Source organism: Pseudarthrobacter sp. TRD_SC_9 (genome assembly GCF_055361265.1).
Map to the genome: position 1 here is coordinate 1,816,672 of NZ_CM143956.1, position 25,112 is coordinate 1,841,783.

Sequence of the window (25,112 nt, forward strand, 5' to 3'; positions counted from 1 at the left end):
TTAGGGTAGGTATATGAGACGCGCAAAGATAGTGGCCACCTTCGGGCCAGCCATTGCCAGCTATGAGAACACGCTTGCAGTTCTTGAGGCGGGGGTAGACGTTGCCCGCATGAACATGAGCCACGGTGATTACACCGTCCATGATTCAACCTATGAGAACGTCCGGCGTGCCGCCGGCGAGCTGGGCCGCCCGGTCGCCATCATGGCCGACCTGCAGGGCCCCAAGATCCGGCTGGGCCGCTTTGTTGACGGACCGCATGCTTTGGCAGCGGGTGACATCTTCACGATCACCACCGAAGACGTTCCGGGCACCCAGGAGATCTGCTCCACCACACTGAAGAGCCTCACCCAGGACGTCAACGTGGGCGATGCCCTGCTGATCGACGACGGCAAGGTGGCCCTGCGTGCCATCGAGGTCGACGACGTCAAGGTGGTTGCCGAGGTAACCGTTGGCGGCATGGTGTCCAACAACAAGGGCATCAACCTTCCCGGCGTAGCCGTCAACGTGCCGGCGTTGAGTGAAAAGGACGAGGACGATCTCCGCTGGGCCATGCGCCGCGGCGTTGACCTCGTGGCACTTTCCTTCGTTCGCGATGCATCGGACATTGTTCGCGTGCACGAAATCATGGACGAAGAAGGCCGCCGTGTTCCGGTGATCGCCAAGATCGAGAAGCCGCAGGCCGTTGAGCAGCTGCATGAAATCATCGACGCCTTTGATGCCATCATGGTGGCGCGTGGTGACCTCGGTGTTGAGCTTCCGCTCGAAGAGGTGCCGATCGTCCAGAAGCGCGCCATCGAACTGGCCCGCCGCTGGGCCAAGCCGGTCATCGTGGCCACCCAGGTGCTGGAGTCCATGATCGACAACCCGCGTCCCACGCGTGCCGAGGCCTCGGACTGCGCCAACGCGGTGCTCGACGGTGCGGATGCCGTCATGCTGTCCGGCGAGACCAGCGTCGGAAAGTACCCGATCGAGACCGTGAAGGTCATGGGCCGGATCATCGAGTCCACGGAAAAGCACGGCCTTGAGCGCGTCCCTCCGCTGGGCACCAAGCCCAAGACCCGTGGCGGTGCCATCACCCGTGCCGCCGTCGAGATTGCCGACCAGCTGGACGCAAAGTACATCTGTACCTTCACCCAGTCCGGTGATTCTGCCCGCCGGCTCTCCCGGCTGCGCCCGATCAAGCCGGTGTTCGCCTTCACGCCCGTGGAGCAGGTCTGGAACCAGCTGGCCCTCACGTGGGGCATCCAGCCGGTGCTGGTCCCGATGGTTGGCCACACCGACGAAATGACTGCCCAGGTCGACCGCAGCCTGCTGGAGATGGACCTGGTGGAGGATAACGACCTCGTCGTCATCGCTGCCGGTTCCCCTCCCGGAAAGGCCGGTTCCACCAACTCGCTGAAGGTTCACAAGGTGGGCGATCTCGCTGACACCTCCCGCACGGGCGAGGCCGCGGTGAACAGGGAGAAGCTTGGCCCCTGGCCGGAAAAGAAGAGCAAGGTAGCTGCCGAACCGGTTTCCTAGTCCGGACGCGCACCACGAGAAAGCCCTCCGCGGGATATCCGCGGAGGGCTTTCTCGTGTGTTTGGCGGTTCAGCTCGCCGGATTGTTCGGTGGTTGAGCGTGCCGAAATGTTCGGTGGTTGAGCTTGTCGAAACCCGGGCGATGCGCGCTAGTTGACCTGGTTGATGATCGTCTCGGCGACTTCACGCATGCTGAGCCGGCGGTCCATGGAGGTCTTCTGAATCCACCGGAATGCTTCCGGCTCGGTCAGGCCCATCTTGGTAGTGAGCAGGCTCTTGGCACGCTCTACGAGCTTGCGGGTGGCGAACTGTTCCTGAAGGTCCGAGACCTCGGATTCGAGGGCCTTGATCTCCTCGTGGCGGGACAACGCGATCTCCAGCGCCGGAATCAGGTCTGCCGGGGTGAACGGCTTGACCACGTACGCCATGGCGCCGGCGTCCCGGGCGCGTTCAACAAGTTCCTTCTGGCTGAACGCCGTCAGCAGGACCACGGGAGCAATGCGTGCTTTGACGATTTTTTCCGCCGCGGTGATGCCATCCATGACGGGCATCTTGACGTCCATGAGGACCAGGTCCGGCTTAAGCTCTTCGGCCAGCTGCACTGCCTTCTCGCCGTTGTCGGCCTCGCCGACAACGTCGTAGCCCTCGCCGCGGAGGATTTCGATAATGTCCAGGCGGATCAGGGTTTCATCTTCCGCCACAACAACGCGGCGCGCCGGCTGGGACGTGGACGTGGACTCCGTCGATTCGGTCACGGGATCTCCTTGGAAGGTACGGCGGGAACATCACTATCTTAGTTGTGCCCGCGGCTTTGCTTGATCGGATGGTCAATTGCGGCGGCACTGACGCGATTCTGGAATTCAGCCTATCTGCATGTAGAGTAATTCCGCGCACTGGAGCAGATCGCGTCGGCCACAATAAGCTGTGAGCGGACGGTTATGCTGGTGGTGCAGGCCCGAGTGGCGGAATTGGCAGACGCGCCGCACTCAAAATGCGGTATCGAAAGATGTGTGGGTTCGAGTCCCACCTCGGGCACAGCAGATCCCCTCGTCAGAGGGGATTTTTTCTTTAACGAGTTGCGCCCAAGCGGTGTTCGGCGCGCGGAGCCGGTCAGGATTCGCCGGTTGGAACAGCTCACAGCCCCTCAAACAGGTCGGTCAGATGCGGGCTGCCCGCCGGCCTCGGCGGCCACGCAATGATTGACGATTCCCGGGAAACGATTCTGGCCCAGCGGAGCTCGTCAACTCCGGGATCGACGAGGACGTGCCTTTGGGATTTGTGCTCCATCAGACCTGCGACGATCCGGTGAGCCACGTGTCTTGTGTCGACGTCGATGTCGATCCATTCATCGGGAACAGGACGCAGGTGATATTCGCGGGCGGGGTCCCAGGGGTCCATGCCCCGTAGTCGTCGCCCGCGGTTCCAACGCTCAAAGGTTGATGCGCGCAAAGCACCGTGAACAAGTCGCTTTAGGCCGGGGCCCGGCACCTTGCGGGCAATCGTGAAGGCTTCATCTGTGGCCTTGCCGACGGCGATATGGTCCCGGTGCCCTGTGATTCCGTCGGGTCCAAACGTCACCACGACCTGTGGGCGTTCCTCCAGGAGAATTGTCAGGATCCTGCCCACCAGCTCGTCAAAATGTACTTCGGGCAGGTGCCCGTCGTCGTAGTCCAGCCAAACATGGCGGTGGGGAATTGTGCCGTGCGCAAGCCAGGCGTTGGTGCTTTCCCTTCGCCGCCAGGCGCCGAGTTCCTGCGGTGTCGTCGGCACGCCCTCAGCGATCTGACCGGCGGCGCCGTCTGTTGCCAGCACCAGGCAGAACCGAAAGTCCGGGTCATTTTCGTGCAAGGCAATCGAACCCGCACAGCCGTACGCGTCGTCGTCCGGGTGAGCGACCACAACCGCCAGTGAATGCGGCTCATTCATAGGTCAGAGATTAAACCCGGACAGGTCATAAAAACAGTGCACGCTGCCTCGTCACCGGCCTGCGTCATTTGGCTGCCGGTGCACCCCCATCGGGACAGGCTTGGCGCACAGTGGTCCATCTTCGTAACGAACCAGCGTTTTCGGAACGAACCAGCGTTTAGTCCTGTGCACCTCGACGCTGCCCCGGCTTTCACGGTAGCCTGCACGCCATGGTCAACATGGAGCAGTTCCGGGTCCTCCTTGAAGAGGAACGGGACCGGAAGTACGCGCTGCTGAAGGCACTCCGCCAGGACATCGGGTCCGTGAGTGCTGCCCGCGAAAACTCCAATGTTGACGACGAGCACGATCCGGAGGGCAGCACCATCGCTTTCGAGCTTTCCCAGGCCGGCGCTCTATTGGAGCAAAGCCGGGCCGGGCTGGAACAGATCGAGGCCGCCCTGGGCCGGATATCCGATGGCAGTTACGGATTGTGTGAAGTTTGCGGAACGCTCATTCCGGAAGGCCGTCTTGAAGCACGGCCCTGGACGCCCTTTTGCATAAAGCACGCCTCGGGGAGGACCTGAGACGCACGGCAGCTGTCAGTTTTCCAGCCATTCCGTAACGACTTTGGTGAATTCGTCAGGTGCGCTCTGGTGAACGTTATGCCCGGTATCAAGCGTGACAAACGTGCATTCGGGAATGAGCTCCGAGACTTCGGCCAGCAGTTCCTGAGGTACGTGGCTGCTTGCTCCGCCCCCGATCAGTAGAATAGGCGCCGTGATTCCGGTCAAGGACGGCCACCATCGCCGTGACGGATCGTTGACCTGACTGGCGATAGCAGGGACCACTGCCCAATCGAACGGCAGCTCGCCGTCGGGCCGTTCCGGCAGTGCCCTGGTGCGGGGGAACGGCGGAGGGGCGTCCTCGATGATGAGCCGTCCAACCCTGCCGGGTTGGATCTGGGCGATGAGGTAGGCGACCACCGCGCCCATGGAGTGGCCCATCAGGATGACATCGTGGAGGTCCAACGCATCCAGGACCGCAATGACGTCGTCGCGCATCAGTTCGAAGGTGTACGTACCGGGCCGGCCACTGCTGCCGTGGCCGCGGAGGTCCACCGCAACCACCTGGAAGCGCCCGGACAGGGCTGCCGCAACCGTGGACCAATCCGCGGCGCGATCACCGAGGGCGTGCAGCAGCACAAGCGGTGGTGCCTCTGCATTGCCATTGACTTCAACGTTGATCGCTACGCCGTCGGCGCCGGTGAGGGTCTGCGTCTTCATGACTGTTCCTCGCGCCCCGGCCACTGCCTGCCCTCCCATGGGTCATAATCGGCGACGAGTTCCTCCTGCGCGGGACGCTCCGACTCCGGGACGTGCTGTAGGTTCACCCTCACCCGGTACCACAGCGAACTGGAGCCGCGCATGCCGTCGACCAGCACGTCGGCCGGATGCAGGGCAGGAACGACGTCGGGATGCCGGGACTTCCACTCCTCAAGGGCTGCGAGCGCCTCGGCTTTGGTCCTGGTGCGGGCTACTTCAATGAGCGGCATCAGGGATTGCCGGCGGCCGGAGCCCTCCCCACTGCGCGGTGGTTTCTCCGCCGGGCCCAGTTCCGCGGCAAGTGCCAGCAAACCGTCCAGTGAACCGACCGCGTCGTCAATCCCGGCGTGCGGATCACCCAGGTCGGCGAAGCGTTCTGGCACTGTCAGCACCGTGAACTGCTCAGGCCGGGCGGAGCGGACTTCATCCCACGTGAGCGGGGTTGAGACCCGGGCATCGGGCAGCGGCCGCACAGAATAGGCGGAAGCCACGGTACGGTCCTTGGCGTTCTGGTTGAAGTCGACGAATACACTCTCGCCGCGCTCCTCCTTCCACCACCGCGCGGTGGCCAGGCCGGGAGCGCGGTTCTCGACTTCGCGTGCGAGCGTTTCGGCGGCCAGCCGTACCTCACGGTAGGACCACTGGGGCGCGATGCGAACCAGGATGTGGAGGCCGCGTGAGCCGCTGGTCTTCGGCCATCCCACCAGCCCGACGTCGTCGAGCACCTCACCCGCGACGTAGGCGACGTCAACGATCTGCGACCAATCGACTCCGGGCATGGGATCAAGGTCCACCCGTAGCTCGTCGGGGTGCTCGAGGTCCTCCGCACGCACCGGATGCGGGTTCAGGTCCAGGCAGCCAAGATTCACCACCCAGGCCAGGCCCGCCGCATCGCGGATCACGGCTTCCTCGGCGGACGTGCCCGACGCGTAGTGCAGCGTCGCCGTATCGATGAAATCCGGATGGGCTTCGGGCACGCGCTTCTGAAAAAACGGTTCAGAGCCGATGCCTTTTGGAAAACGTTTGAGCACCATCGGCCGGCCGGCCGCACCGCGCAAGGCACCCTCCGCGACTGCGAGGTAGTAGTGAACCAGATCGAGCTTCGTCAGCCCGGCGTCGGGGAACACCACCTTGTCCGGGCTCGAGACGCGGACCTCAGAGCCGGCAATGTCGAGGATCTCGGCCGGGGTCTTCGAGGGGCTCATGCCGCCACGCTAGCAACGATCGGATGCCCCGGCCAGACCTGCTGCGCTACAACCATCCGCTTCCAAGGCGGCAGCGCTACTCGGCCGGGGGCCGCTGCCGCTGGCGTTTAGTTGCTGAGCGCTGTTGCTTTGCGGCGAGGTGCCGCCGTTTCGAGCCCCGGGTGGGCTTGGTCGGACGGCGCGCGGCTGCCTCGGGGGCAAGCCCTTCAGCGATGAGCTCCGCAAGTTTGCGCAAGGCTATTTCGCGGTTTCGGAGCTGAGAGCGGTTTTCTGAGGCCGTTACGGTGACCGTGCCGGCAATAAGGCGACGGCCAAAACGCGTCATCAGCTGTGTCCGCTGATCGTCGGAGAGCACAGCTGAGCCGGCCACGTTCCAGGACAGCTCGGCCCGGCTGTCTGAGGTGTTTACATGCTGGCCGCCGGGCCCGGAGGAGCGGGAGAATCGCCAACCCAGCTCCGCCGCGGGAATCGTGAGCTCTGTCGATACCTCCAGGTCCATTCAACAAGTGTGGCACGAGGATACGCCGTGAACTCCGGCAAACCAGCGGCTACCAGCGGCAACCAGCGGCAAAGCGGGCGCAGGCCTTCAGCAGGTGGGCGGCGAACAAGCCCCGAACGTGTCAAGATCAGCTATGTCCAACCGCCTGATGCTGCTCGACACTGCGTCCCTGTACTTCCGTGCTTTCTACGGCCTTCCGGACACGCTCCGCCGCTCCGATGGCACCCCTGTGAACGCTGTCCGCGGGCTGCTGGACATGATCGCCCGGCTCACCACGGACTATGGCGCCACCCATCTCATCGCCTGCTGGGACAACGATTGGCGGCCGCAGTGGCGGGTGGACCTCCTTCCGAGCTACAAGATGCACCGCGTCAGTGAGGCTATATCCAACGCCCCGGATGTGGAAGTGGTCCCCGACGCCCTGGAAGCACAACTTCCAATGATCCGGCGGATCCTGGAGCTCGCGGGTATCGCCGTTGTGGGGGCTGCTGAGCATGAGGCCGACGACGTCATCGGCACCTACGCGAGCCACGCCCGGATGCCGGTGGACGTCGTGACGGGAGACCGCGATCTCTTCCAGGTGGTTAACGATGACCGCGGGGTGCGGGTGATTTACACGGCGCGTGGCATGAGGAACCTCGAAGAGGTGACTGACGCCGTCGTGGTGGGGAAGTACCGGGTACTGCCGGAGCAGTATGCCGACTACGCCACGCTCCGCGGTGATGCCTCGGACGGCCTGCCGGGAGTCGCCGGCATTGGCGAGAAGACTGCGGCTTCCTTGCTCGCCGAGCACGGCACCCTCGAGTTCCTGCTGGAAGCGGTGGCGGATCAGGGAAGCGGGCTGCCGCGTTCTTTGCGGTCCAAGCTTGTTGCTGCCGCCGACTATCTCGAGGTGGCACCCGCCGTCGTCAGGCTGGTCCGGGACCTGGCTCTGCCCTCGATGGAGGAGGCTGGGGCGGAACTGCACCCGGTGCAGGGCGGACCGCGCGAGGAGCTTGAGCGGCTGGCCGTTGAGTGGAACCTGGGCAGTTCGGTACAACGGCTGCTCAAGGCGCTGGATGGTCGCTAAGCTGGTGCCACCAAATAATCAGCCTGCTGATGAAAAGGAGTGTGGGTGCCATGCCAAAAACCGGCAAGAATGACCACGCAGTGAAAAGCGAGCTTCCCTCCACCCTGCAGCGTTCTGATCGTAAGGCGCAGGACACATTCGCCAAAACCTACGATTCCGCGCTTGAGTCCTACGACAACGACGAACAACGGGCCGCCCGGGCGGCCTACGCCTCGCTCAAGCACAGCTATGAGAAGGTTGGCGATCACTGGGAGCCAAAAGAGGATCGGGGGCCTTCGGACAAGCGTGCCGAGGGCGGGGCGGCATCCAAGGAACCCACCGCCGGAGGCGTGGACGCGAACGCGTCCAAGGAGCACTTGTATCAGCGTGCCAAGGAACTGGATATCAAGGGCCGCTCAACCATGAACAAGGACCAACTGGTCAAGGCCCTGCAGAAGGCCAACGATGCTGCCACCCGCAAGGCACGCGGCAAGTAATCCCGACGGCGGCACGTGGCAAGAGTGCCTGACCAGCGTCGGATAAACCAGTAGGCGGCTGTTGCCAGCACAATGGATGGGTGACATCTCCTCTGAACCCCGTCCCGCAAGGTGCCTCGACGGGCGGAAGCTTTGACCTCGGCGTTATTGGCAGGGGCCTGGCATTCGCGTCCTCACTTCGGGACCTTGAGCTGTCGCTGCAATCAGGTGGACCCTCAGCCGCGGTCGTAGTGCAGGCGCCGCCGGGTACCGGCAAGACCACCCTGGTTCCGCCGCTTCTTGCCAACAGCACCGCCAGGCCCGGCCAGCAACGCGTGATGGTTACCCAGCCGCGGCGGGTGGCGGTACGCGCTGCGGCACGGCGGCTTGCCTTCCTCGACGGGAGCCAGCTCGGCGGGCGTGTTGGATACTCAGTGCGTGGCGAGCGCAGGTCAGGCCCCAATACCCTGGTGGAGTTTGTCACCCCCGGAATCCTGCTGCGCCGGCTACTGGCGGACCCCGGCCTGGAATCCACGGCCGCAGTGATCCTCGATGAGGTCCATGAGCGCGGACTGGAGACGGACCTGCTTCTTGGCCTGCTCGGCGAGGTCCGTGAGCTCCGCGGCGATCTGGCCCTTGTGGCGATGTCCGCCACCCTGGATGCGCCCCGCTTCGCCGCGCTGCTCGGGACCCGAAGCGCAGGAAGTCCGGGAACAACAGCACATCACGACGGCGGCAGGCCGGCTCCCGTCGTCGACTGCCCTTCCGCCCTGTACCCCCTCGATGTCCAGTGGCAACCGGCTCCCGTTCCTCGGCTGGACGCCAGGGGAGTGACCCGCGACTTCCTCAACCACGTGGCGGACACCGCAGCGGCAGCACACGGCCGGGCGCTCACCGGCAGCCCGGCCTCTGACGCCCTGGTGTTTGTCCCGGGAGCGCGGGAAGTCCAACATGTCGCGGCGCGGCTCCGCGGCCGCCTGGGTTCCGCCGTCGAAATCCTGGAACTCCATGGCCAGGCCAGCCCTGCCGAACAGGACCGCGCTGTGTCCGGACGCACGCCGGGGGAGCCGCCCCGGATCATTGTCTCCACCGATCTTGCGGAATCGTCGCTGACCGTGCCCGGCGTTCGGCTGGTCATCGACTCCGGGCTGGCCCGGGAGCCGCGGCGGGACGCCAGCCGCGGCATGTCCGGCCTGGTCACAGTCTCCTGTTCACGGGCTTCGGCGGAACAACGTGCGGGCCGGGCTGCCCGCCAGGGCCCGGGTACGGCCGTGCGGTGTTATGACCAGAGGACGTATGGATCGGCGCCTGCCCATGTAACCCCGGAAATTGCCGTGGCAGACCTGACAAGTGCGGCCCTGATCCTGGCCTGCTGGGGTTCGCCCGGCGGGCAGGGACTTGCTTTCCCCGACGCGCCGCCCCATGCGGCGATGGCAGATGCCGTCGAGGTTCTCCGCGAACTGGGGGCCATCAAGGCCGATGGTGCAGCCACTGGCCTTGGCAAGGCTCTGGCCAGGATCCCGGCGGATCCGCGCCTTGCCAGGGCTCTGCTCGATGGTGCGGCGTCCGTCGGCGCTCATCGTGCCGCGGAAGCGGTCGGCCTGGTGGCGGGGGACCAGCGTGCCCCCGGAGCCGATCTGCCACGGCTGCTCGCCTCACTTCGGGCCGGCAAGGACCAGGCATCCCGGCGCTGGGCAGAAGAAGTCCGCCGTCTGGAGGCCATGGCACGCCAGGAAGCTTCCGGCGTCGCAGATTCTGTTCCTCCCGGACGTACCGCTGGAGGATCCGTTCCGGACAGGGAAGCGGTGGGCGCTGTCGTCGCACTCGCGTTCCCGGACCGGGTGGCACGCCGTGTTTCCGGCGGCGGTCCCGAGAGTTACCTGCTGTCCTCGGGAACGCGCGCCGGCTTGCCTGCCGGCAGCAGCCTCGCCGGTCATGAATGGTTGGCGGTAGCTGACGTATCGCGTGCGCAGGGGCGCGATGCCGCAGGAACCGGGGCCGTGATCCGTGCGGCCGCACCCATTTCCCTCGAGACCGCACAAGCGGCTGCCCGGGAGCTTGTGACCGACGCCGTCGAAGCCCGCTTCAGCCAGGGCCGCGTCACCGCAAAACGTGTCCGGCGGCTGGGCGCCATCGTGCTGGCCTCCACCTCCGTCAGGCCTTCGCCGGAGGAAGGCCGTGCAGCGGTGGCGGCTGCACTTCTGAAGGAGGGCCTGGAAGTAATCGGATGGTCGACGGCGGCAGATACCCTGCGGCGGCGCCTGGCCTTTATCCGTGGGGAGCTGGGTGAACCGTGGCCGGACGTCTCTGAAGAGGCCCTGCTGGCCCGGCTGGACGAGTGGCTGGCCCCGGAGCTGGCGGCCGTGGCCAGTGGGGCGCCGACGAGCAGCATCGACCTTGCGGATCCGCTGCGGAGGCTCCTGCCCTGGCCGGAGGCCGGCCGTCTGGCGGAACTCGCCCCGGAGCGCCTTGAGGTGCCCAGCGGCTCCCGTGCCGCCGTCATCTACCCGGCAATGGAGGATTACAGGACCGCTGATGGATCCGCGAATCCTGCTAATTCCACTCACGACGCCGGCCGTCCCGTTGTGGCTGTCAAACTCCAGGAGTGCTTCGGGCTGGCAGAGACGCCGCGCCTTGTGGACGGACGCGTACCCGTACTCTTCCACTTGCTCTCGCCGGCGCGCCGGCCGCTGGCCGTAACGGATGACCTGACGTCCTTCTGGTCCGGACCTTATACCCAGGTGCGGGCCGAGATGCGCGGGCGCTACCCCCGGCATCCCTGGCCGGAGGATCCCTGGACGGCGCCGGCAACCGCACGGACCAAGGGACGGAAATAGCCCGGTTCAAGGGAAGCTCCACCAGGGGCGGAAACCGCGTGAGATGTCTGATACACGATGGAAACCTCACGTCGATGCCCTGAAACATGACCGGGCTAGGCTGATCAGCACCTGGACAACGAAGTCCACCACTGACCCGAAAGGACGTAAAGATGTTTCTCCTGAACACCCTTAACCTTTTGCTTGATTCCGATTCCAACGACGAGAGCCGCTCCTTTGGCTCCGGCACGGCTAAAACGAACTTTCCTGAGGGGCAGTTGACCTCCGCAGCCTGGGAAGGCTGGTGGCACGAGGACGCCTCCTAGTCCCGTCCGATTCAAGACTCCCCGCCCGGTCGGCAGTGTTGCCGGCCGGGCGGGATCCAATGTCAGCTGTGGGCCAGGACGAAGTCCGCGGCCAACCCCGCCACTGAAGCCCCCACGTCCTCGGCGCTGCGCTTTGTGCCGGCAACCGCAAAGGAATGGTCCCCGCCTTGTAGCCACTGCAGCCGGGCAGTCGGTCCGATCCGGTGCACCACGTCCTCCAGGATCTGCGGGGTGGCGAAAGTGTCCCGGCTGCCCTGCAGGAACAGCATGGGCAGAGTCAGCCCGTAGAGGTGCTCGTCCCGCACCTTCTCCGGCTTGCCCGGCGGGTGCAGCGGGTAACCCAGGTACACCAGCCCGGCAGCGTCCATCCCCTCGGCAACTGCCATAGACGCCATGCGCCCGCCAAATGATTTGCCCGCGGCCCAGCGGGCCAGCCCGGGTTCGAGCTCCTCCGCAACAGCCATGGCCGCGCGCCAGGCTGCAATGGCAACGGGAGGACGGTCAGGGAACTTGCGTCCTGCGTCGCGGTAAGGGAAATTGAACCGGAGCGTGGCGACGCCCCGGTCAGCCAGGGCTGCAGCCAGGCCGGCCATAAAAGGGTGCTCCTTCCCGGCACCGGCGCCGTGGGCAAGGACCAGCATTGCCACGGGTTGGCCCGGCCGGAGGTAACTGGCGGAAAGCGGCGTCTCTGCCATGGGAATGGTCAACTGTGATTCGGAAACGGGCATGCACTTATCATGCCCGTTTGGCGGACCGCAGCTGAGCAGGAAGGTACCGCCTCTGAGTGCCGGGGTGTAGCTTGTCATCATGGCGAGTGAGCAGACCATCCTGACAGTCCCCGGACCACATGGCGACCGCGAAGTGCGGCTTTCCAGCCCCAGCAGGGTCCTCTGGCCGGAGTTGGGCCTTACCAAACTCGACCTGGCCACTTACATGGTGGCAGTGGGTGAGCCCTTCATAGAAGCCAACGGCGACCGCCCGGTATCGCTGCAGCGCTATTCGGAGAACGTTGACGGCGACTTCTTCTTCTCCAAGAACCCGCCCAAGGGCGCGCCGGATTTCATCCGCTCCGTCAAAGTGGTTTACCCCAGCGCCCGTTCCCATCCCCAGCTGGTGCTTGATGAACCGGCCGCAGCCGTCTGGGCTGTCCAAATGAATACCGTCGTCTTCCACCCCTGGCCCTCGCGGACGGCCAACACAGACAACCCCGACCAGTTGCGTATCGATCTCGATCCCCAGCCCGGCACGGACTTCGACGACGCCGTTCCGGTCGCATTTGCCCTGAGGGACGTCCTGGCCGAGGCCGGCCTGGCCACCTTTGTCAAGACGTCAGGAAACCGGGGGCTGCATGTTTTCGCTCCCGTCAAGCCTGAATATGAGTTCCTGGATGTACGGCACGCGGTCATCGCTGCCTGCCGGGAGCTGGAGCGGCGGATGCCGGACAAAGTCACCACGAACTGGTGGAAGGAGGAACGCGGTACCAGGATCTTCCTGGACTTCAACCAGGCAAACCGCGACCGCACCATGGCTGGCGCCTACAGTCCACGGCCGCTCCCGCACGCCCCGGTCTCGTGTCCGGTGACGTGGGATGAACTGGGCAGCACGGATCCGAAGGCATTCACTATCCTTACCGTCCCGGACAGGCTCAAATCCAGCGGAGATCCCTGGAGCGGGATGCATGAGAACCCCGGCAGCATCAGCACGCTGTTGGAGTGGTGGGACAGGGACCTGGCCGCCGGCCTGGGGGAGTTGCCGTTCCCGCCGGACTATCCCAAGATGCCCGGTGAACCGCCGCGCGTGCAGCCAAGCCGTGCGAAGAAGCCGGCATAAGAGGCATGTCCCGGCCCCGTCAACATGGACTTGTCCGCAAGAGGCTACTCAAACCTTGAGGGGTCGCCTGTTCCACTGCGGACTATTTCGGCGGTTCCGCTTGAATAATCCACCACGGTTGTGGGTTCAGGTCCGCAGTCGCCAGAATCGACCACGGCGTCCAGCACGTGGTCCAGGCGTTCCTTGATCTCCCAGCCCTGGGTCAGCGGATCGTCCTCATCGGGCAGCAGCAGGGTGCTGGACAGGATCGGTTCACCGAGTTCAGCGAGCAGGGCCTGCACTACCCGGTTGTCCGGAATCCTGACTCCCACAGTCTTCTTCTTGGGGTGCAGCAGGCGCCGCGGCACTTCCTTGGTGGCCGGAAGAATGAATGTATAACTGCCTGGCGTGACGGCTTTGATATGGCGGAAAACGTCGTTGCCAATATTGACGAACTGCCCCAGCTGCGCAAAGTCCTTGCAGACCAGCGTGAAATGGTGCTTGCTATCGAGTTGGCGGATGGTGCGGATCCGGTCCAGCGCTTCCTTGTTTCCGAGTTGGGCGCCCAGGGCATAGCAGGAGTCTGTGGGATAGGCGATCAGGCCGCCGTCACGAATGATTGCTACCGCCTGGGCAATGGCGCGCGGCTGCGGATCCTGCGGATGGACATCAAAATAACGGGCCATGCATCGAGCCTACGTCAGCGAGCTGTCATGCAAGAACGGATGCTGTATTGCTGATGGAAGGGTAGGCAGCCCGGCTGTACTGCGGCACGATGGTGGTGTTACATCACAACTGCATGAACTCCCATCAACACCTATGCGCAACAGAAAACCAGGAGTCCAGCCATGACTGTTTTACTGAATCCCTACCTCGGTTTCCGCGACAACGCCCGGGACGCCATGACCTTCTACCAGGGTGTTTTTGGCGGCGACCTCGAGCTCAACACCTTCGGGGATTCCCATGCCAGCGATGATCCATCTGAAGCGAACAAGATTATGCACGGGATGCTCACCGCCCCTAACGGGATGGTTCTGATGGGCGCAGACACCCCGAACGGCATGGAGTATTCCCCGGGAAGCGCTGTCACTATTTCGCTCAGTGGTGATGACGAAAACGGCTTGCGCGGCTACTGGGAGAAGCTTGTTGATGGCGGCAGCGTCACCGTTCCCCTGGAGACTGCCCCTTGGGGTGCAACCTTCGGAATGTTGACCGATCCGTTCGGTGTGGCCTGGATGGTCAACATCGCTGCACCTGCGGCCGAGGCTTCCGCCGCAGATACCGTCAGCTAGGGGAGCGACTGAGCCGCCGTGGAGCCGATCCTGGAGTTCCTCGGACATTACTGGTGGCTGGCTTTTCCGCTGAGCGGCGTGATCGGCGGCTGGGCAAAGGCTTGGTCCAAGGCAGTTGAACGCCGCCATGAGCGAAGGGTCCAGCTGTATCAACTGAAAAACTACGTGCAGGACCAGGACCGTGCCACCGCGGCCGAAGTCGAGGCCTTGGTCACATCCCACGATGCCGTAAACCGCCGCTGGCTGGATTATGAGCTGGATGTGGGCAAGCTGATCGACTATCCCATGATGACCGATGTCAGGGAGCCCCTGACTGTCTCTTTCCTCCGGGCCAAGCGCGACGCCGATGGCCTCCGGCCCCAGGACCCAGGCGAGCTTACTGGGCGGGCGGCGGACCGCTACCGGGAAGCCGTGAGGAATTTTGAAACCGCCTTTGACGTCGCCGAACGTGAAGCGAGGCGCGTTAAGGACGTGAATTTCACCGAAGTTGAGCGGCAACGGCTTGCAACTGCGCGGAAGCTGCTGAGGCTTGCGGGGGACAATGCTGCCACTCCGGCCGAGCGCCAGAGCGCCTATCGCCGCGCGCGCCGCGAACTGGATGGCCTCCTGGTACTGCCCGACGCCGCCATTGCCGCCATCGAGCAGCGGGTGGCCGGGCGGCTTGACGCAGGGAACCCCGGACCCGGCGGGTCCACCGGAACTGCGCCCTGACCCAACCGCTGTTTGGGGTCTGCAACTCCATCCGCGTACGATCTATAGGGTTTCACGCTGGCATCTGAACTCCACAACTCACCCTTGGTAAATTTTTGGTGAACTTGTGGCGCCTGTCAGGCGGGGGAGCGGAACCTCTGAACGTCGACTCTGCAGATGGAGCACAGGTGGATATCACCGTCATGGTGGCGCTGGTCATAGCGCTTGCACTTTTTTTCGATTTCACCAACGGATTCCACGACACCGCGAATGCGATGGCGACTCCGATCGCCACCGGGGCGATCAAGCCCAAGGCTGCCGTGACACTCGCCGCGATCCTCAACCTGGTTGGCGCGTTCCTGTCCACGGAGGTGGCCAAGACCGTCTCCGGCGGAATCATCCGCGAGGGCAATGACGGCATCCAGATCACTCCGGACATCATTTTCGCCGGCCTGATGGGCGCGATCCTCTGGAACATGATCACCTGGCTCAAGGGACTTCCCTCAAGCTCATCGCATGCTTTGTTTGGCGGGTTGATCGGTGCCGCAATAGCGGGCATCGGTTTCCATTCGGTTAACCTCGAGACGCTGATGCAGAAAGTTATCCTGCCTGCGCTCTTCGCTCCCTTGATTGCCGCCCTGGTGGCCTACATCTGCACACGCCTGGCCTATGCACTCACCTCCCGCCATGATCCGGAAACGGGCACCAAGCTGACCCAGAAGCGTGGCGGATTCCGCACCGGACAGATCTTCACGTCGAGCCTGGTAGCCCTGGCCCATGGCACCAATGATGCGCAGAAGACCATGGGCATCATCACCCTTGTACTGATCGCGGCGGGCACCCAGGAGCCCGGCTCCGGCCCGCAGTTCTGGGTCATAGCGGCGTGTGCGTTCGCCATCGCCATCGGAACCTACGCAGGCGGCTGGCGCATCATCCGGACCATGGGATCGGGACTGACAGAGGTCAAGCCCGCACAGGGCTTTGCCGCCGAGGCGAGCACGGCATCTGCGATCCTTGCGTCCTCACACCTGGGCTTTGCTCTGTCCACAACGCAGGTCGCCTCCGGTTCCGTCATCGGGTCAGGGCTGGGCCGCCGCGGAACGTCAGTGCGCTGGGGAACGGCCGGCCGGATCGCACTGGGCTGGCTGTTTACCCTTCCCGCTGCCGGCGTGGTCGGCGCGTTGACCGCACTGCTGGTGAAGACCGGCATCGTCGGCGTGATCATTGCTGCTGTTGCCGGAAGTTCGGCGGTCCTTTACATGTTCCTGCACTCGAGGAAATCGGCTGTGGGCCACCATAATGCCGTGGAGGTCGAGGAAGCCGGAGAAGCCGTCAGGTTTCAGAAGAAAAAGAAGGCACGGACAGCTGGAGCAGGCACCACAGGAGGCGAAGAATAATGAAGTGGATCGAACTGCTGATCGTAGCCGGAGCCACGCTGAGCGCTGCCGTCACCGTCGTCGTCCTCTATTCCCTGGGTGTCCGGCTGACTGCGATCGCCGGCACCGTCAAGGAACAATCGCCTACCACCTTCCGTGTACTGGCAGGTGTGTGTTTCGGTCTTTGCGGCCTTGCCGTCCTGTTCGGCCTTTACCTGATCATTCCGTACTTCAGTAAATAGCAGGCGCCGGGGAAGCCGTTCACAGCTAGGATGGCGCCATGGCGGATTTTCAATACTTTGTGGCGGCCTCGCTGGACGGATTCATCGCAACGGAAACCGACGACCTCAGCTGGCTCTTGCAGTTTGACGGTTTTGAAGGCGGCGCCGAAAGTTACGACTCGTTTATGGCCGGTGTTGGCTGCATTGCGATGGGCGGGGCAACATTCCAGTGGCTTATGGACCACGAGCCGGGAGTCTGGCCTTATCCCCGCACCCCATGCTGGGTGTTCACTCATCATGAGTACCGGGTGCCGGCAAATGCGGACGTGAAGTTCGTGCGCGGCGACGTGGCCGAATTCATTCCCGACCTGGCAGAGGCTGCTGCAGGGAACAACGTCTGGGTGGTGGGCGGCGGAGACCTGGCTGCCCAGTTCGCCGCGGCCGGCAAACTGGACGAACTGATTCTTTCTGTGATCCCTGTGGTGCTGGGGAGCGGAAAGCGGCTGCTGCCATTGACAAACCCGACGGCGCCGCTGCAGCTGACGTCCTCACGGCAGCTTGGCAGCGGAATCGTGGAGAACCGGTACAGGTTCCCGTCATCAGCTTGAGGGGATGTTGTCCCGCAGCATATTGGTGATGCGCGCCGTCGAAAGTCTCCGGCCCTGCTCATCCGTCATCACAATCTCGTGGGTGGTGAGCGTTTTTCCCAGGTGGATGGCGGTGCAGGTTCCGGTCACGGTGCCTGCGGCAATGGCGCGATGATGGGTGGCTCCCACTTCGATGCCCACGGCGTGCCGTCCCGGGCCAGCATGAATCGCTGCCGCGAAGGAGCCCAGCGTCTCTGCCAGCACCACATGCGCCCCGCCATGAAGAATGCCGGCCACCTGCGTGTTGCCCTCGACCGGCATGGTGGCCACCGAGTGCTCAGGGCCCAGCTCGCTGAAGCGGATTCCCAGCTTGACCACCAGGGCGCCGACTCCGCGCTGGCCCAGCCAGCCGTGGAGGTGGTCGGGGACGCCGGCAGCCGCCAGCTCCGCGGCGAAGGGCGCGGGCGTGAAATTGTCCATCATGGCAACTAGGCTTGCAGTTGTGAGTGAAACTACCAAACCGGCGCCCCTTCCTTCTGAGACCCTTTCCCCGCAGGATGATGCTGCCACGCAGGACGCTGCGGTTCCGCCGTCCGGTGCAGGGGTTTCGGCCACCGAAGCACCGGTTATTCCCCTGACTGATCAGCCGCGCCTGCTGGTGCTGGACGGCCATTCCATGGCATTCCGTGCTTTTTTTGCACTCCCCGCGGACAAATTCTCCACCGCCAGCGGCCAGCACACGAACGCCATCCATGGGTTCACTTCAATGCTGATCAACCTCATCAAGGAGCAGAAGCCCACGCATGTGGCTGTCGCATTTGATGTCTCCGACGACACCACCCACCGGAAGACTGAGTACAGCGAGTACAAAGGCGGCCGGAATGAAACTCCCCGGGAGATGAGCGGCCAGATCGACCTCATAGACAAAGTCATGGGCGCATGGGGCATCAAGACCATCAAGATGCCCGGCTACGAGGCAGACGACATCCTCGCGACCCTCGCCACCATGGGCGAAAAAGCCGGCTTCGAGGTCTTGCTCGTCTCGGGTGACCGCGATGCCTTTCAGCTCATTACCGACAACGTCTTTGTGCTCTACCCCAGGAAAGGCGTCAGCGACATTCCCCGCATGGACGCCGCGGCCATCCAGGAAAAGTACTTCGTCACTCCAGCCGAGTACTCGGACCTTGCCGCACTGGTAGGCGAGTCCGCCGACAACCTGCCGGGCGTGCCCGGTGTTGGACCCAAAACCGCTGCCAAATGGATCAACCTCTATGGCGGGCTCGAAGGTGTGCTGGCCAACCTTGATTCCATAGGCGGCAAAGTGGGCGATGCCCTGCGTGAACACGTGGAATCCGTCAGACGGAACCGTAAGCTCAACAGGCTGCACACCGATCTGGACCTTCCGGTGACCCTCAAGGAACTCGCCGATCCCCGCCCGGACCAGGCCGCACTGGAAGAGCTCTTCGACGAACTGGAATTCAAGACCATCCGGAGCCGGCTGTTCGCCCTGTACGGCAGTGAAGTGGAGGAGGCGGAACGGGAGATCATCGAAACCCCTGGGTACATCACCCCTGCCGGGCACGGGGAACTGGCCGCCTTCCTGGCCGCGGGGACTGGGCAGCGCTCCGCCGTCGCCGTCGACCTCGTTCCCGGACGGATCGGCGAGGACGCGAGCGCCCTGGCCATTGTCCGGGATGGCGAAGCGGCATATGTGGACTTGTCCGCACAGGATGCCGAGTCGGAGAACGTCCTGGCCGCCTGGCTCCGGGACCCCGAAGCTCCCAAAGTGATGCACGGTTACAAGGGCGCACTCAAGGCACTGGCTGCCCGGGGCCTGGAACTGGAAGGCGTGGTGGATGACACCGCGATCTCCGGCTATCTCATCCAGCCCGACCGCCGTACCTACGAATTGGCGGAACTGGCCCAGCACCACCTGAACGTCGTCGTCTCCACACCCGCCACCAAGGCAGGCCAGCTCGAGCTCGCTTTCGACGGCGACGACGCCGCCGCTGCGGACGCACTCGTCCACACGGGCGCCGTCGTCCTCGCCCTGAGCCGCTTCTTTGAAGCGGAACTCCAGGAACGCAAGGCAACCGGGCTGCTGTCCACGCTTGAACTGCCCGTCAGCCGCGTCCTTGCGGACATGGAGATGGCCGGCATCGGGATCGATCTGGCCCGTATGGACGAGCAGATGGCGGACCTCGCAAAAGTAATCGACAATGCGCAGGAACTGGCGTTCGCCGCGATCGGCCACGAGGTGAATCTCGGCTCGCCCAAGCAGCTGCAGACGGTATTGTTCGAGGAACTGCAGCTGCCGAAGACCAAGAAGATCAAGTCCGGCTACACCACCGACGCCGCATCCCTGAAAAACCTGCTGGAGAAGACCGGCCATGAGTTCCTGGTCCAGCTGATGGCGCACCGGGAATCGGCCAAGCTGCGGCAGATGATCGAATCGCTCAAGAAATCTGTTGCGGAGGATGGCCGGATCCACACCACCTACGCGCAGAATGTTGCCGCTACAGGCCGGATCTCGTCCAACAACCCCAACCTGCAGAACATCCCGATCCGTAGTGAGGAGGGGCGCCGCGTCCGTGGCATCTTCGTGGTCAGCGAGGGCTATGAGTGCCTGCTCTCCGCCGACTATTCGCAGATCGAAATGCGGATCATGGCCCACCTGTCCGGCGACCAGGGCTTGATTCAGGCCTACCGGGACGGGGAGGACCTGCACCGCTTCGTGGGTTCAAACATCTTCCATGTGCCCACCGAGGAGGTCACCAGTGCCATGCGGTCCAAGGTCAAGGCCATGTCCTACGGCCTCGCGTATGGCCTGACCTCCTTCGGCCTCTCCAAGCAGCTGGAGATTTCGGTGGACGAGGCACGAACGCTGATGAAGGAATACTTCGACCGGTTCGGTGCCGTGCGCGACTATCTCCGCGGCGTGGTGGACCAGGCCCGGATCGACGGCTACACCTCCACTATTGAAGGCCGCCGGCGGTACCTTCCGGATCTCACCAGCACGGACCGTCAGCTGCGCGAAAACGCCGAGCGTATCGCTTTGAACTCGCCCATCCAGGGTTCTGCCGCGGACATCATCAAGCGCGCAATGCTTGGCGTCCATGCCGAACTCTCGGCACAGGGCCTGAAGTCCCGGATGTTGCTGCAGGTCCACGATGAACTGGTCCTTGAGGTGGCCACGGGGGAGCGGGCAGCCGTGGAGAAGCTGGTAACCGAGCAGATGGGCGCAGCCGCGGACCTGACCGTCCCGCTCGAGGTGCAGATCGGCGTAGGCCGCACCTGGTACGACGCCGGCCACTAGGTACTGAAACACGGCAGGGAGGCGGGACGGCAGCCCGTCCCGCCTCCGCACTGATTTCGGCGTTCCCAACTTGAGGCGGGTGGCCATCACCGGCGATCAGGATCTTTGCCATGGCGTCACTGCCGAACAGCGCACCCAGGCACGTCTCCGGGTGGTGGTGGCGGTACGAAGGATTAATTGGCTAGGCTCAACCTCGTGGCTGAAATGAGTGGGGACTACGAGATCCGCCGGTTTTCTCCGGCAGCAAAGGGCGATCCGGCTTACGGGCAATCGGCAGCATGGACGCGCGCGGTAACCTTCGGTTTCCATGACCAGCGCCGGTCCGAGGAAGATGTGGACAGGATTATCGCGTTCAATCGCGTTGATCAGCGCATCTATACCGGCGTCTACCAAAAGGGCGCCGTCGCTGAACATTCGCTGCCCGCTGAGGTTCCGGTGGCCACCTTTGCCACGCTGCGCAAGACTTTGAATGTCGGCTTCGGCCGATTCCTGGACGCGCAGCTCGTCACGTCTGTAACGGTCCGCACCTCCCACCGGCGCCGTGGGCTGCTCCGGGCCATGATGGGACAGGACCTGGCAACGGCCCGTGAAGAAGGGATTGCGATCGCTGCCCTCACTGCCTCCGAGGCGTCGATTTACGGGCGGTTCGGCTTCGGCGTTGCGACACTGGAACAGTCCATCAAGGTGGACACCAGCGCCCGGTTTGTCCTGAACCATGTGCCCGCGGGGACCGTGGAAGTGGCTGACCCGAAGGCCTTGTTGGAGCTGGCGCCTGCGGTTTTTGACCGCCTTCATGCGCTCACGCCGGGGTCAGTGGGCCGGCAGGAGTTTTACCGCCAGCTCGCCTCGGGGTCTGTCAGCCGGGATGGCGGCGAAGACCCAAAGGTGAAGGTGGCGCTGCACTATGGCCCGGACGGTATGGTCGACGGTTATGTTTCCTACAAGTTCGGCGGTTGGTCGGATACACCGCCAACCATGGAAATTGTGGACCTGGTGGCCGCCAGTAACGACGCCTACCTGGAACTCTGGCAATACCTGGGGGCGATTGACCTCGTAGAACAGGTGACCTGGGCGGAGGCCCCGGTCGATGATCCGCTGCGCTGGGCACTGACCGACGCGCGCTGCGTTTCCGCTTCCGAGCCTCGGGACATGCTGTGGCTGCGGATTCTGGACGCCGGAAAGGCGCTGGAAGCGCGGCATTACCCTGCCGATGGATCCCTGGTGCTCAAGGTATCGGATCCGCTGGGTTTCGTGGAGGGCACTTATGTTCTGGAGGTCGACGGCGGCGCTGGAGTTGTGCGCGACGCTGGAAGCGGGGCTGCGCAGACTCCCGATCTGGAACTGGACATCTCGGCGTTGTCCTCCATCTACGTCGGCGGCGTCAGCCCGGTGACACTCGCGGCCGCGGGAGTCATCGTCGAGCATCAGCCGGGGGCGGCGTTCCGCGCCGCGCGGATGTTCGCGGTCGAACGTCCTGCCCACTGCCTCACGCATTTCTAGGCGCTTTGACCCGGGTTGCCCGGCTCCACTAGAATGAACGGGCGTGTACTACGTGCACGCATCTTTTATTTTCACCATAATCCACAAATCAGGATGATCCGGCGCCTTGCCGTGTTCTGCTTCAGCGCCCATGCGTAGGAGCGGCGGTCAGCCTGACCGACTCACTATCCACAACGGAGCCCCTACTACATGACCATCACCTCCACCGAGAAGCCCGGTACCCCCGTAGTCGCCATTAACGACATCGGTACCGCTGAGGACTTCCTCGCAGCTGTCGACGCCACCATCAAGTACTTCAACGACGGAGACCTCGTCGAAGGTACCGTCGTCAAGGTCGACCGCGACGAAGTCCTGCTCGACATCGGTTACAAGACCGAAGGTGTCATCCCCTCCCGTGAGCTTTCCATCAAGCACGATGTTGATCCCGGAGACGTCGTCTCCGTCGGCGATCAGGTTGAAGCACTGGTGCTCACCAAGGAAGACAAAGAAGGCCGTCTGATCCTCTCCAAGAAGCGCGCTCAGTACGAGCGTGCCTGGGGCGACATCGAGAAGGTCAAGGAAGAAGACGGTGTCGTCACCGGTACCGTCATCGAGGTTGTCAAGGGTGGTCTTATCCTCGACATCGGCCTGCGCGGCTTCCTGCCGGCATCCCTCGTCGAGATGCGCCGTGTGCGCGACCTGGCTCCGTACATCGGTCAGCAGATCGAAGCCAAGATCATCGAGCTGGACAAGAACCGCAACAACGTGGTCCTTTCCCGCCGTGCCTGGCTCGAGCAGACCCAGTCCGAGGTCCGCTCCACGTTCCTCAACAAGCTGGAAAAGGGCCAGGTTCGTCCCGGCGTCGTTTCCTCCATCGTCAACTTCGGTGCCTTCGTGGACCTGGGCGGCGTAGACGGCCTCGTTCACGTTTCCGAGCTGTCCTGGAAGCACATCGACCACCCGTCCGAGGTGGTCGAGGTTGGTCAGGAAGTTACCGTCGAGGTTCTCGAGGTCGATCTGGACCGCGAGCGCGTCTCCCTGTCGCTCAAGGCTACGCAGGAAGATCCGTGGCAGACCTTCGCCCGCACCCACGCCCTGGGCCAGGTTGTGCCGGGTAAGGTCACCAAGCTGGTTCCGTTCGGCGCGTTCGTTCGTGTCGAAGACGGCATCGAAGGCCTGGTCCACATCTCCGAGCTCGCAGTGCGCCACGTAGAGCTGGCCGAGCAGGTTGTCTCCGTTGGCGACGAACTGTTCGTCAAGGTCATCGACATCGACCTGGAGCGCCGCCGGATCTCGCTGTCCCTCAAGCAGGCTAACGAGGGCGTCGACGCCGAGAGCACCGAATTCGATCCGGCACTCTACGGCATGGCCGCAGAGTACGACGAAGAGGGCAACTACAAGTACCCGGAGGGCTTCGACCCGGAGTCCAACGAGTGGCTTGAAGGCTACGAGACCCAGCGCGCAACCTGGGAGCAGCAGTACGCTGACGCCCAGACCCGTTGGGAAGCCCACAAGAAGCAGGTTGCCCAGCACGCTGCCGACGACGCTGCCGCTGCAACGTCCGGTGAGAGCGATTCGGGTACTACCAGCTACTCCTCGGAGCCCGCTCCGGAGGCTAACGTCGGAGCCGGTACCCTGGCTTCCGACGAGGCTCTTGCTGCTCTCCGCGAGAAGCTGACCGGCAACTAATTGCCGCCGGCCCGGTCACCGGGTCAAACGCAACAGGCCCCTGCCATCTGGCAGGGGCCTGTTGCGTTTGAGGAATACCTGCCCTGCAGGTGAGATTCCCAGCCAGGGACACTTCAGGGGAGCGGAATATCCACCCACTCCGTTCCTTCAGGGGTGAGTATGGCGGTGCCGGCAGTTAGGGACAGCAAGCGGTCCGCGGCTGCGGAAATGCCGGCCGCGGCATCCGGCAGCGCCAGTCGAAGGACGGTGTTCTGCCCTCCGTAACTGGATGTTGCCATCACAAAGCCCGCAGCTCGGAGTTCGTTCTCCAGCCGTCCGGCCTGCGCGTGCGGGACTTCAGTGGAACAGATCCGCAGCCGGCTGCGCCGTACCAGGGGAGCGGCGTCCAGGGCAGAGGAAACGGACTCCGAGTAGGCGCGGACCAGCCCGCCGGCGCCCAGCAGGATCCCGCCAAAATACCGGACAACGACGGCGGTAATGTCACTCAAGTCAGCAGCGCCGGCACCCGTTTCCCGCCTTGTCAGTGCCTCGAGCATGGGCAGGCCCGCAGTTCCGGAGGGTTCGCCGTCGTCGTTGGAACGCTGTACATCCCGGTCCGGGCCCAGCACGAATGCCGAGCAGTGATGCCTGGCATCGTGGAATTCACGCCGGAGCCCGGCAACCAGCGCCCGTGCGTCAGCTTCACTATCCGTTCGGCGGAGCACGGTGAGGAACCGGGAACGCTTGATTTCCAGCTCGGTCCGGACGTCCTGCCCCGCGGCGAGGGTGGAGTAGGCGGTGGCCCGGCTTTCCTGGCTTGGTGGGTCAGCATCAACATCCGGCACCGGTTCAGTCTAGTCTGGTGGAATGCTGAAGATCGGACTCACGGGCGGCATCGCGTCCGGCAAATCAGTGGTGGCTACAAGGTTCCGTGAACTGGGCGCGACGGTCATCGATGCTGATGCCCTGGCCCGTGAGGTGGTGGAACGTGGCACTCCCGGCCTTGCCGCCGTCGTCGATGAATTTGGTGGCGCCATCCTCAGCGGGGATGGCAGTCTGGATCGTGCGAAACTCGGGTCCCTGGTGTTCAAGGACCAGGCGCTCCGCGAGAAGTTGAATGCCATCGTCCATCCGCTGGTCAGGGCGCGTGCTGCTGAACTGCTCTCGGAGGCGGGGAAAGCCGGACCCGGGTCCATCGTGGTCCAGGACATCCCCCTTCTGGTGGAAACCGGACAGGCCTCGTCCTTCGACGTTGTAGTGGTGGTGGATGCCCCCCAAGACGTCCGGGTGCAGCGCATGGTGGCGCAGCGCGGCATGAGCGAAGAGGATGCACGCGCTCGGATGGCGGCCCAGGCCAGCCGGGCGGAGCGACTGTCAGCGGCCGACATCATCCTGGACAATTCCGGTACCGTGGAATCCCTGGTCAGGCATGTGGATACCCTGTGGGAGTCGCGGCTGGTTCCGCTGGCCGCAGTGACGGGCAATGACGGTCGGGCTGGCCGGGACTGCCTGAGCTTACGCCCGCGGTGAATCCGGCCCCTCTCTGTCAGTGCCCG

25 protein-coding genes and 1 tRNA gene are annotated in these 25,112 nt (G+C 63.9%); 17 read left to right on the plus strand and 9 right to left on the minus strand.

Features of this window, described 5'->3' with window-relative positions:
- Positions 1-13: 13 nt before the first annotated feature.
- On the plus strand, positions 14-1,522 hold the full coding sequence (gene pyk, locus ACWA13_RS08495; protein ID WP_463937684.1) for a pyruvate kinase: 1,509 nt from the start codon (positions 14-16) through the stop codon (positions 1,520-1,522).
- A 148-nt stretch (positions 1,523-1,670) separates the two neighbouring features.
- Here pyk and ACWA13_RS08500 read toward each other — a convergent pair whose 3' ends face one another.
- Positions 1,671-2,276 (minus strand): ANTAR domain-containing response regulator, encoded by a 606-nt coding sequence (locus ACWA13_RS08500; RefSeq protein ID WP_463937685.1) that lies wholly within the window; start codon positions 2,274-2,276, stop codon positions 1,671-1,673.
- A 198-nt stretch (positions 2,277-2,474) separates the two neighbouring features.
- Between ACWA13_RS08500 and ACWA13_RS08505 the strand changes: the two genes are divergently transcribed.
- Positions 2,475-2,556, plus strand: a tRNA-Leu gene (locus ACWA13_RS08505).
- Positions 2,557-2,655: 99 nt separating this feature from the next.
- Here the strand turns inward: ACWA13_RS08505 and ACWA13_RS08510 are convergent.
- Positions 2,656-3,447, minus strand: a complete 792-nt coding sequence (locus ACWA13_RS08510; RefSeq protein WP_463937686.1) for a PIG-L deacetylase family protein — start codon at positions 3,445-3,447, stop codon at positions 2,656-2,658.
- A 209-nt stretch (positions 3,448-3,656) separates the two neighbouring features.
- Between ACWA13_RS08510 and ACWA13_RS08515 the strand changes: the two genes are divergently transcribed.
- The gene (locus tag ACWA13_RS08515; protein WP_463937687.1) at positions 3,657-4,010 is read left to right on the plus strand and encodes a TraR/DksA family transcriptional regulator; all 354 of its coding nucleotides are present in this window, start codon (positions 3,657-3,659) and stop codon (positions 4,008-4,010) included.
- Between the two features lie 15 nt (positions 4,011-4,025).
- Here ACWA13_RS08515 and ACWA13_RS08520 read toward each other — a convergent pair whose 3' ends face one another.
- The 3 genes from ACWA13_RS08520 to arfB all read right to left on the minus strand — a co-directional run bounded on the left by ACWA13_RS08520 (position 4,026) and on the right by arfB (position 6,452).
- On the minus strand, positions 4,026-4,709 hold the full coding sequence (locus ACWA13_RS08520; protein WP_463937688.1) for an alpha/beta fold hydrolase: 684 nt from the start codon (positions 4,707-4,709) through the stop codon (positions 4,026-4,028).
- Entirely contained in the window at positions 4,706-5,953 is a 1,248-nt protein-coding gene (gene ligD, locus ACWA13_RS08525; protein ID WP_463937689.1) for a non-homologous end-joining DNA ligase, read from the minus strand. The genes ACWA13_RS08520 and ligD (ACWA13_RS08525) overlap by 4 nt, the downstream gene beginning before the upstream one ends.
- A gap of 76 nt (positions 5,954-6,029) precedes the next feature.
- A complete protein-coding gene (gene arfB, locus ACWA13_RS08530; protein WP_463937690.1) occupies positions 6,030-6,452 on the minus strand; it encodes an alternative ribosome rescue aminoacyl-tRNA hydrolase ArfB in 423 nt (140 codons plus the stop codon).
- A 133-nt stretch (positions 6,453-6,585) separates the two neighbouring features.
- On the opposite strand from arfB, the gene ACWA13_RS08535 reads away from it, so the two are divergent.
- The 4 genes from ACWA13_RS08535 (at position 6,586) to ACWA13_RS08550 (ending at position 11,118) form a co-directional block, all read left to right on the plus strand.
- Entirely contained in the window at positions 6,586-7,521 is a 936-nt protein-coding gene (locus tag ACWA13_RS08535) for a 5'-3' exonuclease (protein WP_463937888.1), read from the plus strand.
- A gap of 50 nt (positions 7,522-7,571) precedes the next feature.
- Positions 7,572-7,997, plus strand: a complete 426-nt coding sequence (locus tag ACWA13_RS08540; protein WP_463937691.1) for a ChaB family protein — start codon at positions 7,572-7,574, stop codon at positions 7,995-7,997.
- 80 nt (positions 7,998-8,077) lie between these two features.
- Positions 8,078-10,813 (plus strand): ATP-dependent helicase HrpB, encoded by a 2,736-nt coding sequence (gene hrpB / locus ACWA13_RS08545; RefSeq protein WP_463937692.1) that lies wholly within the window; start codon positions 8,078-8,080, stop codon positions 10,811-10,813.
- Positions 10,814-10,965: 152 nt separating this feature from the next.
- The gene (locus ACWA13_RS08550) at positions 10,966-11,118 is read left to right on the plus strand and encodes a hypothetical protein (protein ID WP_463937693.1); all 153 of its coding nucleotides are present in this window, start codon (positions 10,966-10,968) and stop codon (positions 11,116-11,118) included.
- Between the two features lie 62 nt (positions 11,119-11,180).
- On the opposite strand, the gene ACWA13_RS08555 is transcribed toward ACWA13_RS08550, so the two are convergent.
- The gene (locus ACWA13_RS08555) at positions 11,181-11,846 is read right to left on the minus strand and encodes an alpha/beta hydrolase family protein (protein WP_463937694.1); all 666 of its coding nucleotides are present in this window, start codon (positions 11,844-11,846) and stop codon (positions 11,181-11,183) included.
- Between the two features lie 79 nt (positions 11,847-11,925).
- Between ACWA13_RS08555 and ligD (ACWA13_RS08560) the strand changes: the two genes are divergently transcribed.
- On the plus strand, positions 11,926-12,948 hold the full coding sequence (ligD, locus tag ACWA13_RS08560; protein ID WP_463937695.1) for a non-homologous end-joining DNA ligase: 1,023 nt from the start codon (positions 11,926-11,928) through the stop codon (positions 12,946-12,948).
- Positions 12,949-12,992: 44 nt separating this feature from the next.
- Here ligD (ACWA13_RS08560) and ACWA13_RS08565 read toward each other — a convergent pair whose 3' ends face one another.
- Positions 12,993-13,613 (minus strand): L-threonylcarbamoyladenylate synthase, encoded by a 621-nt coding sequence (locus tag ACWA13_RS08565; RefSeq protein WP_463937696.1) that lies wholly within the window; start codon positions 13,611-13,613, stop codon positions 12,993-12,995.
- 162 nt (positions 13,614-13,775) lie between these two features.
- On the opposite strand from ACWA13_RS08565, the gene ACWA13_RS08570 reads away from it, so the two are divergent.
- The 5 genes from ACWA13_RS08570 (at position 13,776) to ACWA13_RS08590 (ending at position 17,114) form a co-directional block, all read left to right on the plus strand.
- Positions 13,776-14,219 carry a VOC family protein gene (locus ACWA13_RS08570; RefSeq protein ID WP_463937697.1) on the plus strand — a complete coding sequence of 148 codons (444 nt, stop codon included), beginning with the start codon at positions 13,776-13,778 and terminating at the stop codon, positions 14,217-14,219.
- Between the two features lie 18 nt (positions 14,220-14,237).
- Positions 14,238-14,930 carry a hypothetical protein gene (locus ACWA13_RS08575; protein WP_463937698.1) on the plus strand — a complete coding sequence of 231 codons (693 nt, stop codon included), beginning with the start codon at positions 14,238-14,240 and terminating at the stop codon, positions 14,928-14,930.
- Between the two features lie 167 nt (positions 14,931-15,097).
- The gene (locus ACWA13_RS08580; RefSeq protein ID WP_463937699.1) at positions 15,098-16,306 is read left to right on the plus strand and encodes an anion permease; all 1,209 of its coding nucleotides are present in this window, start codon (positions 15,098-15,100) and stop codon (positions 16,304-16,306) included.
- Positions 16,306-16,527, plus strand: a complete 222-nt coding sequence (locus tag ACWA13_RS08585) for a hypothetical protein (RefSeq protein WP_463937700.1) — start codon at positions 16,306-16,308, stop codon at positions 16,525-16,527. The genes ACWA13_RS08580 and ACWA13_RS08585 overlap by 1 nt, the downstream gene beginning before the upstream one ends.
- A gap of 38 nt (positions 16,528-16,565) precedes the next feature.
- Positions 16,566-17,114, plus strand: coding sequence for a dihydrofolate reductase family protein (locus tag ACWA13_RS08590; RefSeq protein ID WP_463937701.1), 549 nt, complete (start codon positions 16,566-16,568; stop codon positions 17,112-17,114).
- On the opposite strand, the gene ACWA13_RS08595 is transcribed toward ACWA13_RS08590, so the two are convergent.
- Positions 17,106-17,576: a hotdog fold thioesterase gene (locus ACWA13_RS08595; protein ID WP_463937702.1), complete on the minus strand. Its 471-nt coding sequence runs from the start codon at positions 17,574-17,576 to the stop codon at positions 17,106-17,108. The genes ACWA13_RS08590 and ACWA13_RS08595 overlap by 9 nt on opposite strands.
- Before the next feature lie 193 nt (positions 17,577-17,769).
- Between ACWA13_RS08595 and polA the strand changes: the two genes are divergently transcribed.
- The 3 genes from polA (at position 17,770) to rpsA (ending at position 23,577) form a co-directional block, all read left to right on the plus strand.
- Positions 17,770-20,409, plus strand: coding sequence for a DNA polymerase I (gene polA / locus ACWA13_RS08600; RefSeq protein WP_463937889.1), 2,640 nt, complete (start codon positions 17,770-17,772; stop codon positions 20,407-20,409).
- Between the two features lie 204 nt (positions 20,410-20,613).
- Positions 20,614-21,909: a GNAT family N-acetyltransferase gene (locus ACWA13_RS08605; RefSeq protein WP_463937890.1), complete on the plus strand. Its 1,296-nt coding sequence runs from the start codon at positions 20,614-20,616 to the stop codon at positions 21,907-21,909.
- A gap of 189 nt (positions 21,910-22,098) precedes the next feature.
- Positions 22,099-23,577, plus strand: coding sequence for a 30S ribosomal protein S1 (gene rpsA / locus ACWA13_RS08610; RefSeq protein ID WP_463937703.1), 1,479 nt, complete (start codon positions 22,099-22,101; stop codon positions 23,575-23,577).
- A gap of 113 nt (positions 23,578-23,690) precedes the next feature.
- On the opposite strand, the gene ACWA13_RS08615 is transcribed toward rpsA, so the two are convergent.
- Positions 23,691-24,401, minus strand: coding sequence for an IMPACT family protein (locus tag ACWA13_RS08615; protein ID WP_463937704.1), 711 nt, complete (start codon positions 24,399-24,401; stop codon positions 23,691-23,693).
- 22 nt (positions 24,402-24,423) lie between these two features.
- Here ACWA13_RS08615 and coaE point away from each other — a divergent pair, with 22 nt between their 5' ends.
- Positions 24,424-25,086, plus strand: a complete 663-nt coding sequence (gene coaE, locus ACWA13_RS08620; RefSeq protein ID WP_463937705.1) for a dephospho-CoA kinase — start codon at positions 24,424-24,426, stop codon at positions 25,084-25,086.
- Positions 25,087-25,112 lie beyond the last annotated feature (26 nt).

Excerpts from the sequence above, each read along its gene's own strand:
- ACWA13_RS08555 (WP_463937694.1), bottom strand. The coding sequence starts at position 11,846 with ATGCCCGTTTCCGAATCACAGTTGACCATTCCCATGGCAGAGACGCCG.
- polA (WP_463937889.1), top strand. The coding sequence starts at position 17,770 with ATGGCATTCCGTGCTTTTTTTGCACTCCCCGCGGACAAATTCTCCACC.
- ACWA13_RS08540 (WP_463937691.1), top strand. The coding sequence starts at position 7,572 with ATGCCAAAAACCGGCAAGAATGACCACGCAGTGAAAAGCGAGCTTCCC.
- ACWA13_RS08595 (WP_463937702.1), bottom strand. The coding sequence starts at position 17,576 with ATGATGGACAATTTCACGCCCGCGCCCTTCGCCGCGGAGCTGGCGGCT.
- pyk (WP_463937684.1), top strand. The coding sequence starts at position 14 with ATGAGACGCGCAAAGATAGTGGCCACCTTCGGGCCAGCCATTGCCAGC.
- ACWA13_RS08605 (WP_463937890.1), top strand. The coding sequence starts at position 20,614 with ATGAGTGGGGACTACGAGATCCGCCGGTTTTCTCCGGCAGCAAAGGGC.
- ACWA13_RS08590 (WP_463937701.1), top strand. The coding sequence starts at position 16,566 with ATGGCGGATTTTCAATACTTTGTGGCGGCCTCGCTGGACGGATTCATC.
- ligD (WP_463937695.1), top strand. The coding sequence starts at position 11,926 with ATGGCGAGTGAGCAGACCATCCTGACAGTCCCCGGACCACATGGCGAC.
- ACWA13_RS08585 (WP_463937700.1), top strand. The coding sequence starts at position 16,306 with ATGAAGTGGATCGAACTGCTGATCGTAGCCGGAGCCACGCTGAGCGCT.
- ACWA13_RS08510 (WP_463937686.1), bottom strand. The coding sequence starts at position 3,447 with ATGAATGAGCCGCATTCACTGGCGGTTGTGGTCGCTCACCCGGACGAC.
- rpsA (WP_463937703.1), top strand. The coding sequence starts at position 22,099 with ATGACCATCACCTCCACCGAGAAGCCCGGTACCCCCGTAGTCGCCATT.
- ACWA13_RS08565 (WP_463937696.1), bottom strand. The coding sequence starts at position 13,613 with ATGGCCCGTTATTTTGATGTCCATCCGCAGGATCCGCAGCCGCGCGCC.
- arfB (WP_463937690.1), bottom strand. The coding sequence starts at position 6,452 with ATGGACCTGGAGGTATCGACAGAGCTCACGATTCCCGCGGCGGAGCTG.
- ACWA13_RS08550 (WP_463937693.1), top strand. The coding sequence starts at position 10,966 with ATGTTTCTCCTGAACACCCTTAACCTTTTGCTTGATTCCGATTCCAAC.
- ACWA13_RS08535 (WP_463937888.1), top strand. The coding sequence starts at position 6,586 with ATGTCCAACCGCCTGATGCTGCTCGACACTGCGTCCCTGTACTTCCGT.
- coaE (WP_463937705.1), top strand. The coding sequence starts at position 24,424 with ATGCTGAAGATCGGACTCACGGGCGGCATCGCGTCCGGCAAATCAGTG.
- ACWA13_RS08570 (WP_463937697.1), top strand. The coding sequence starts at position 13,776 with ATGACTGTTTTACTGAATCCCTACCTCGGTTTCCGCGACAACGCCCGG.
- ACWA13_RS08520 (WP_463937688.1), bottom strand. The coding sequence starts at position 4,709 with ATGAAGACGCAGACCCTCACCGGCGCCGACGGCGTAGCGATCAACGTT.
- ligD (WP_463937689.1), bottom strand. The coding sequence starts at position 5,953 with ATGAGCCCCTCGAAGACCCCGGCCGAGATCCTCGACATTGCCGGCTCT.
- ACWA13_RS08515 (WP_463937687.1), top strand. The coding sequence starts at position 3,657 with ATGGTCAACATGGAGCAGTTCCGGGTCCTCCTTGAAGAGGAACGGGAC.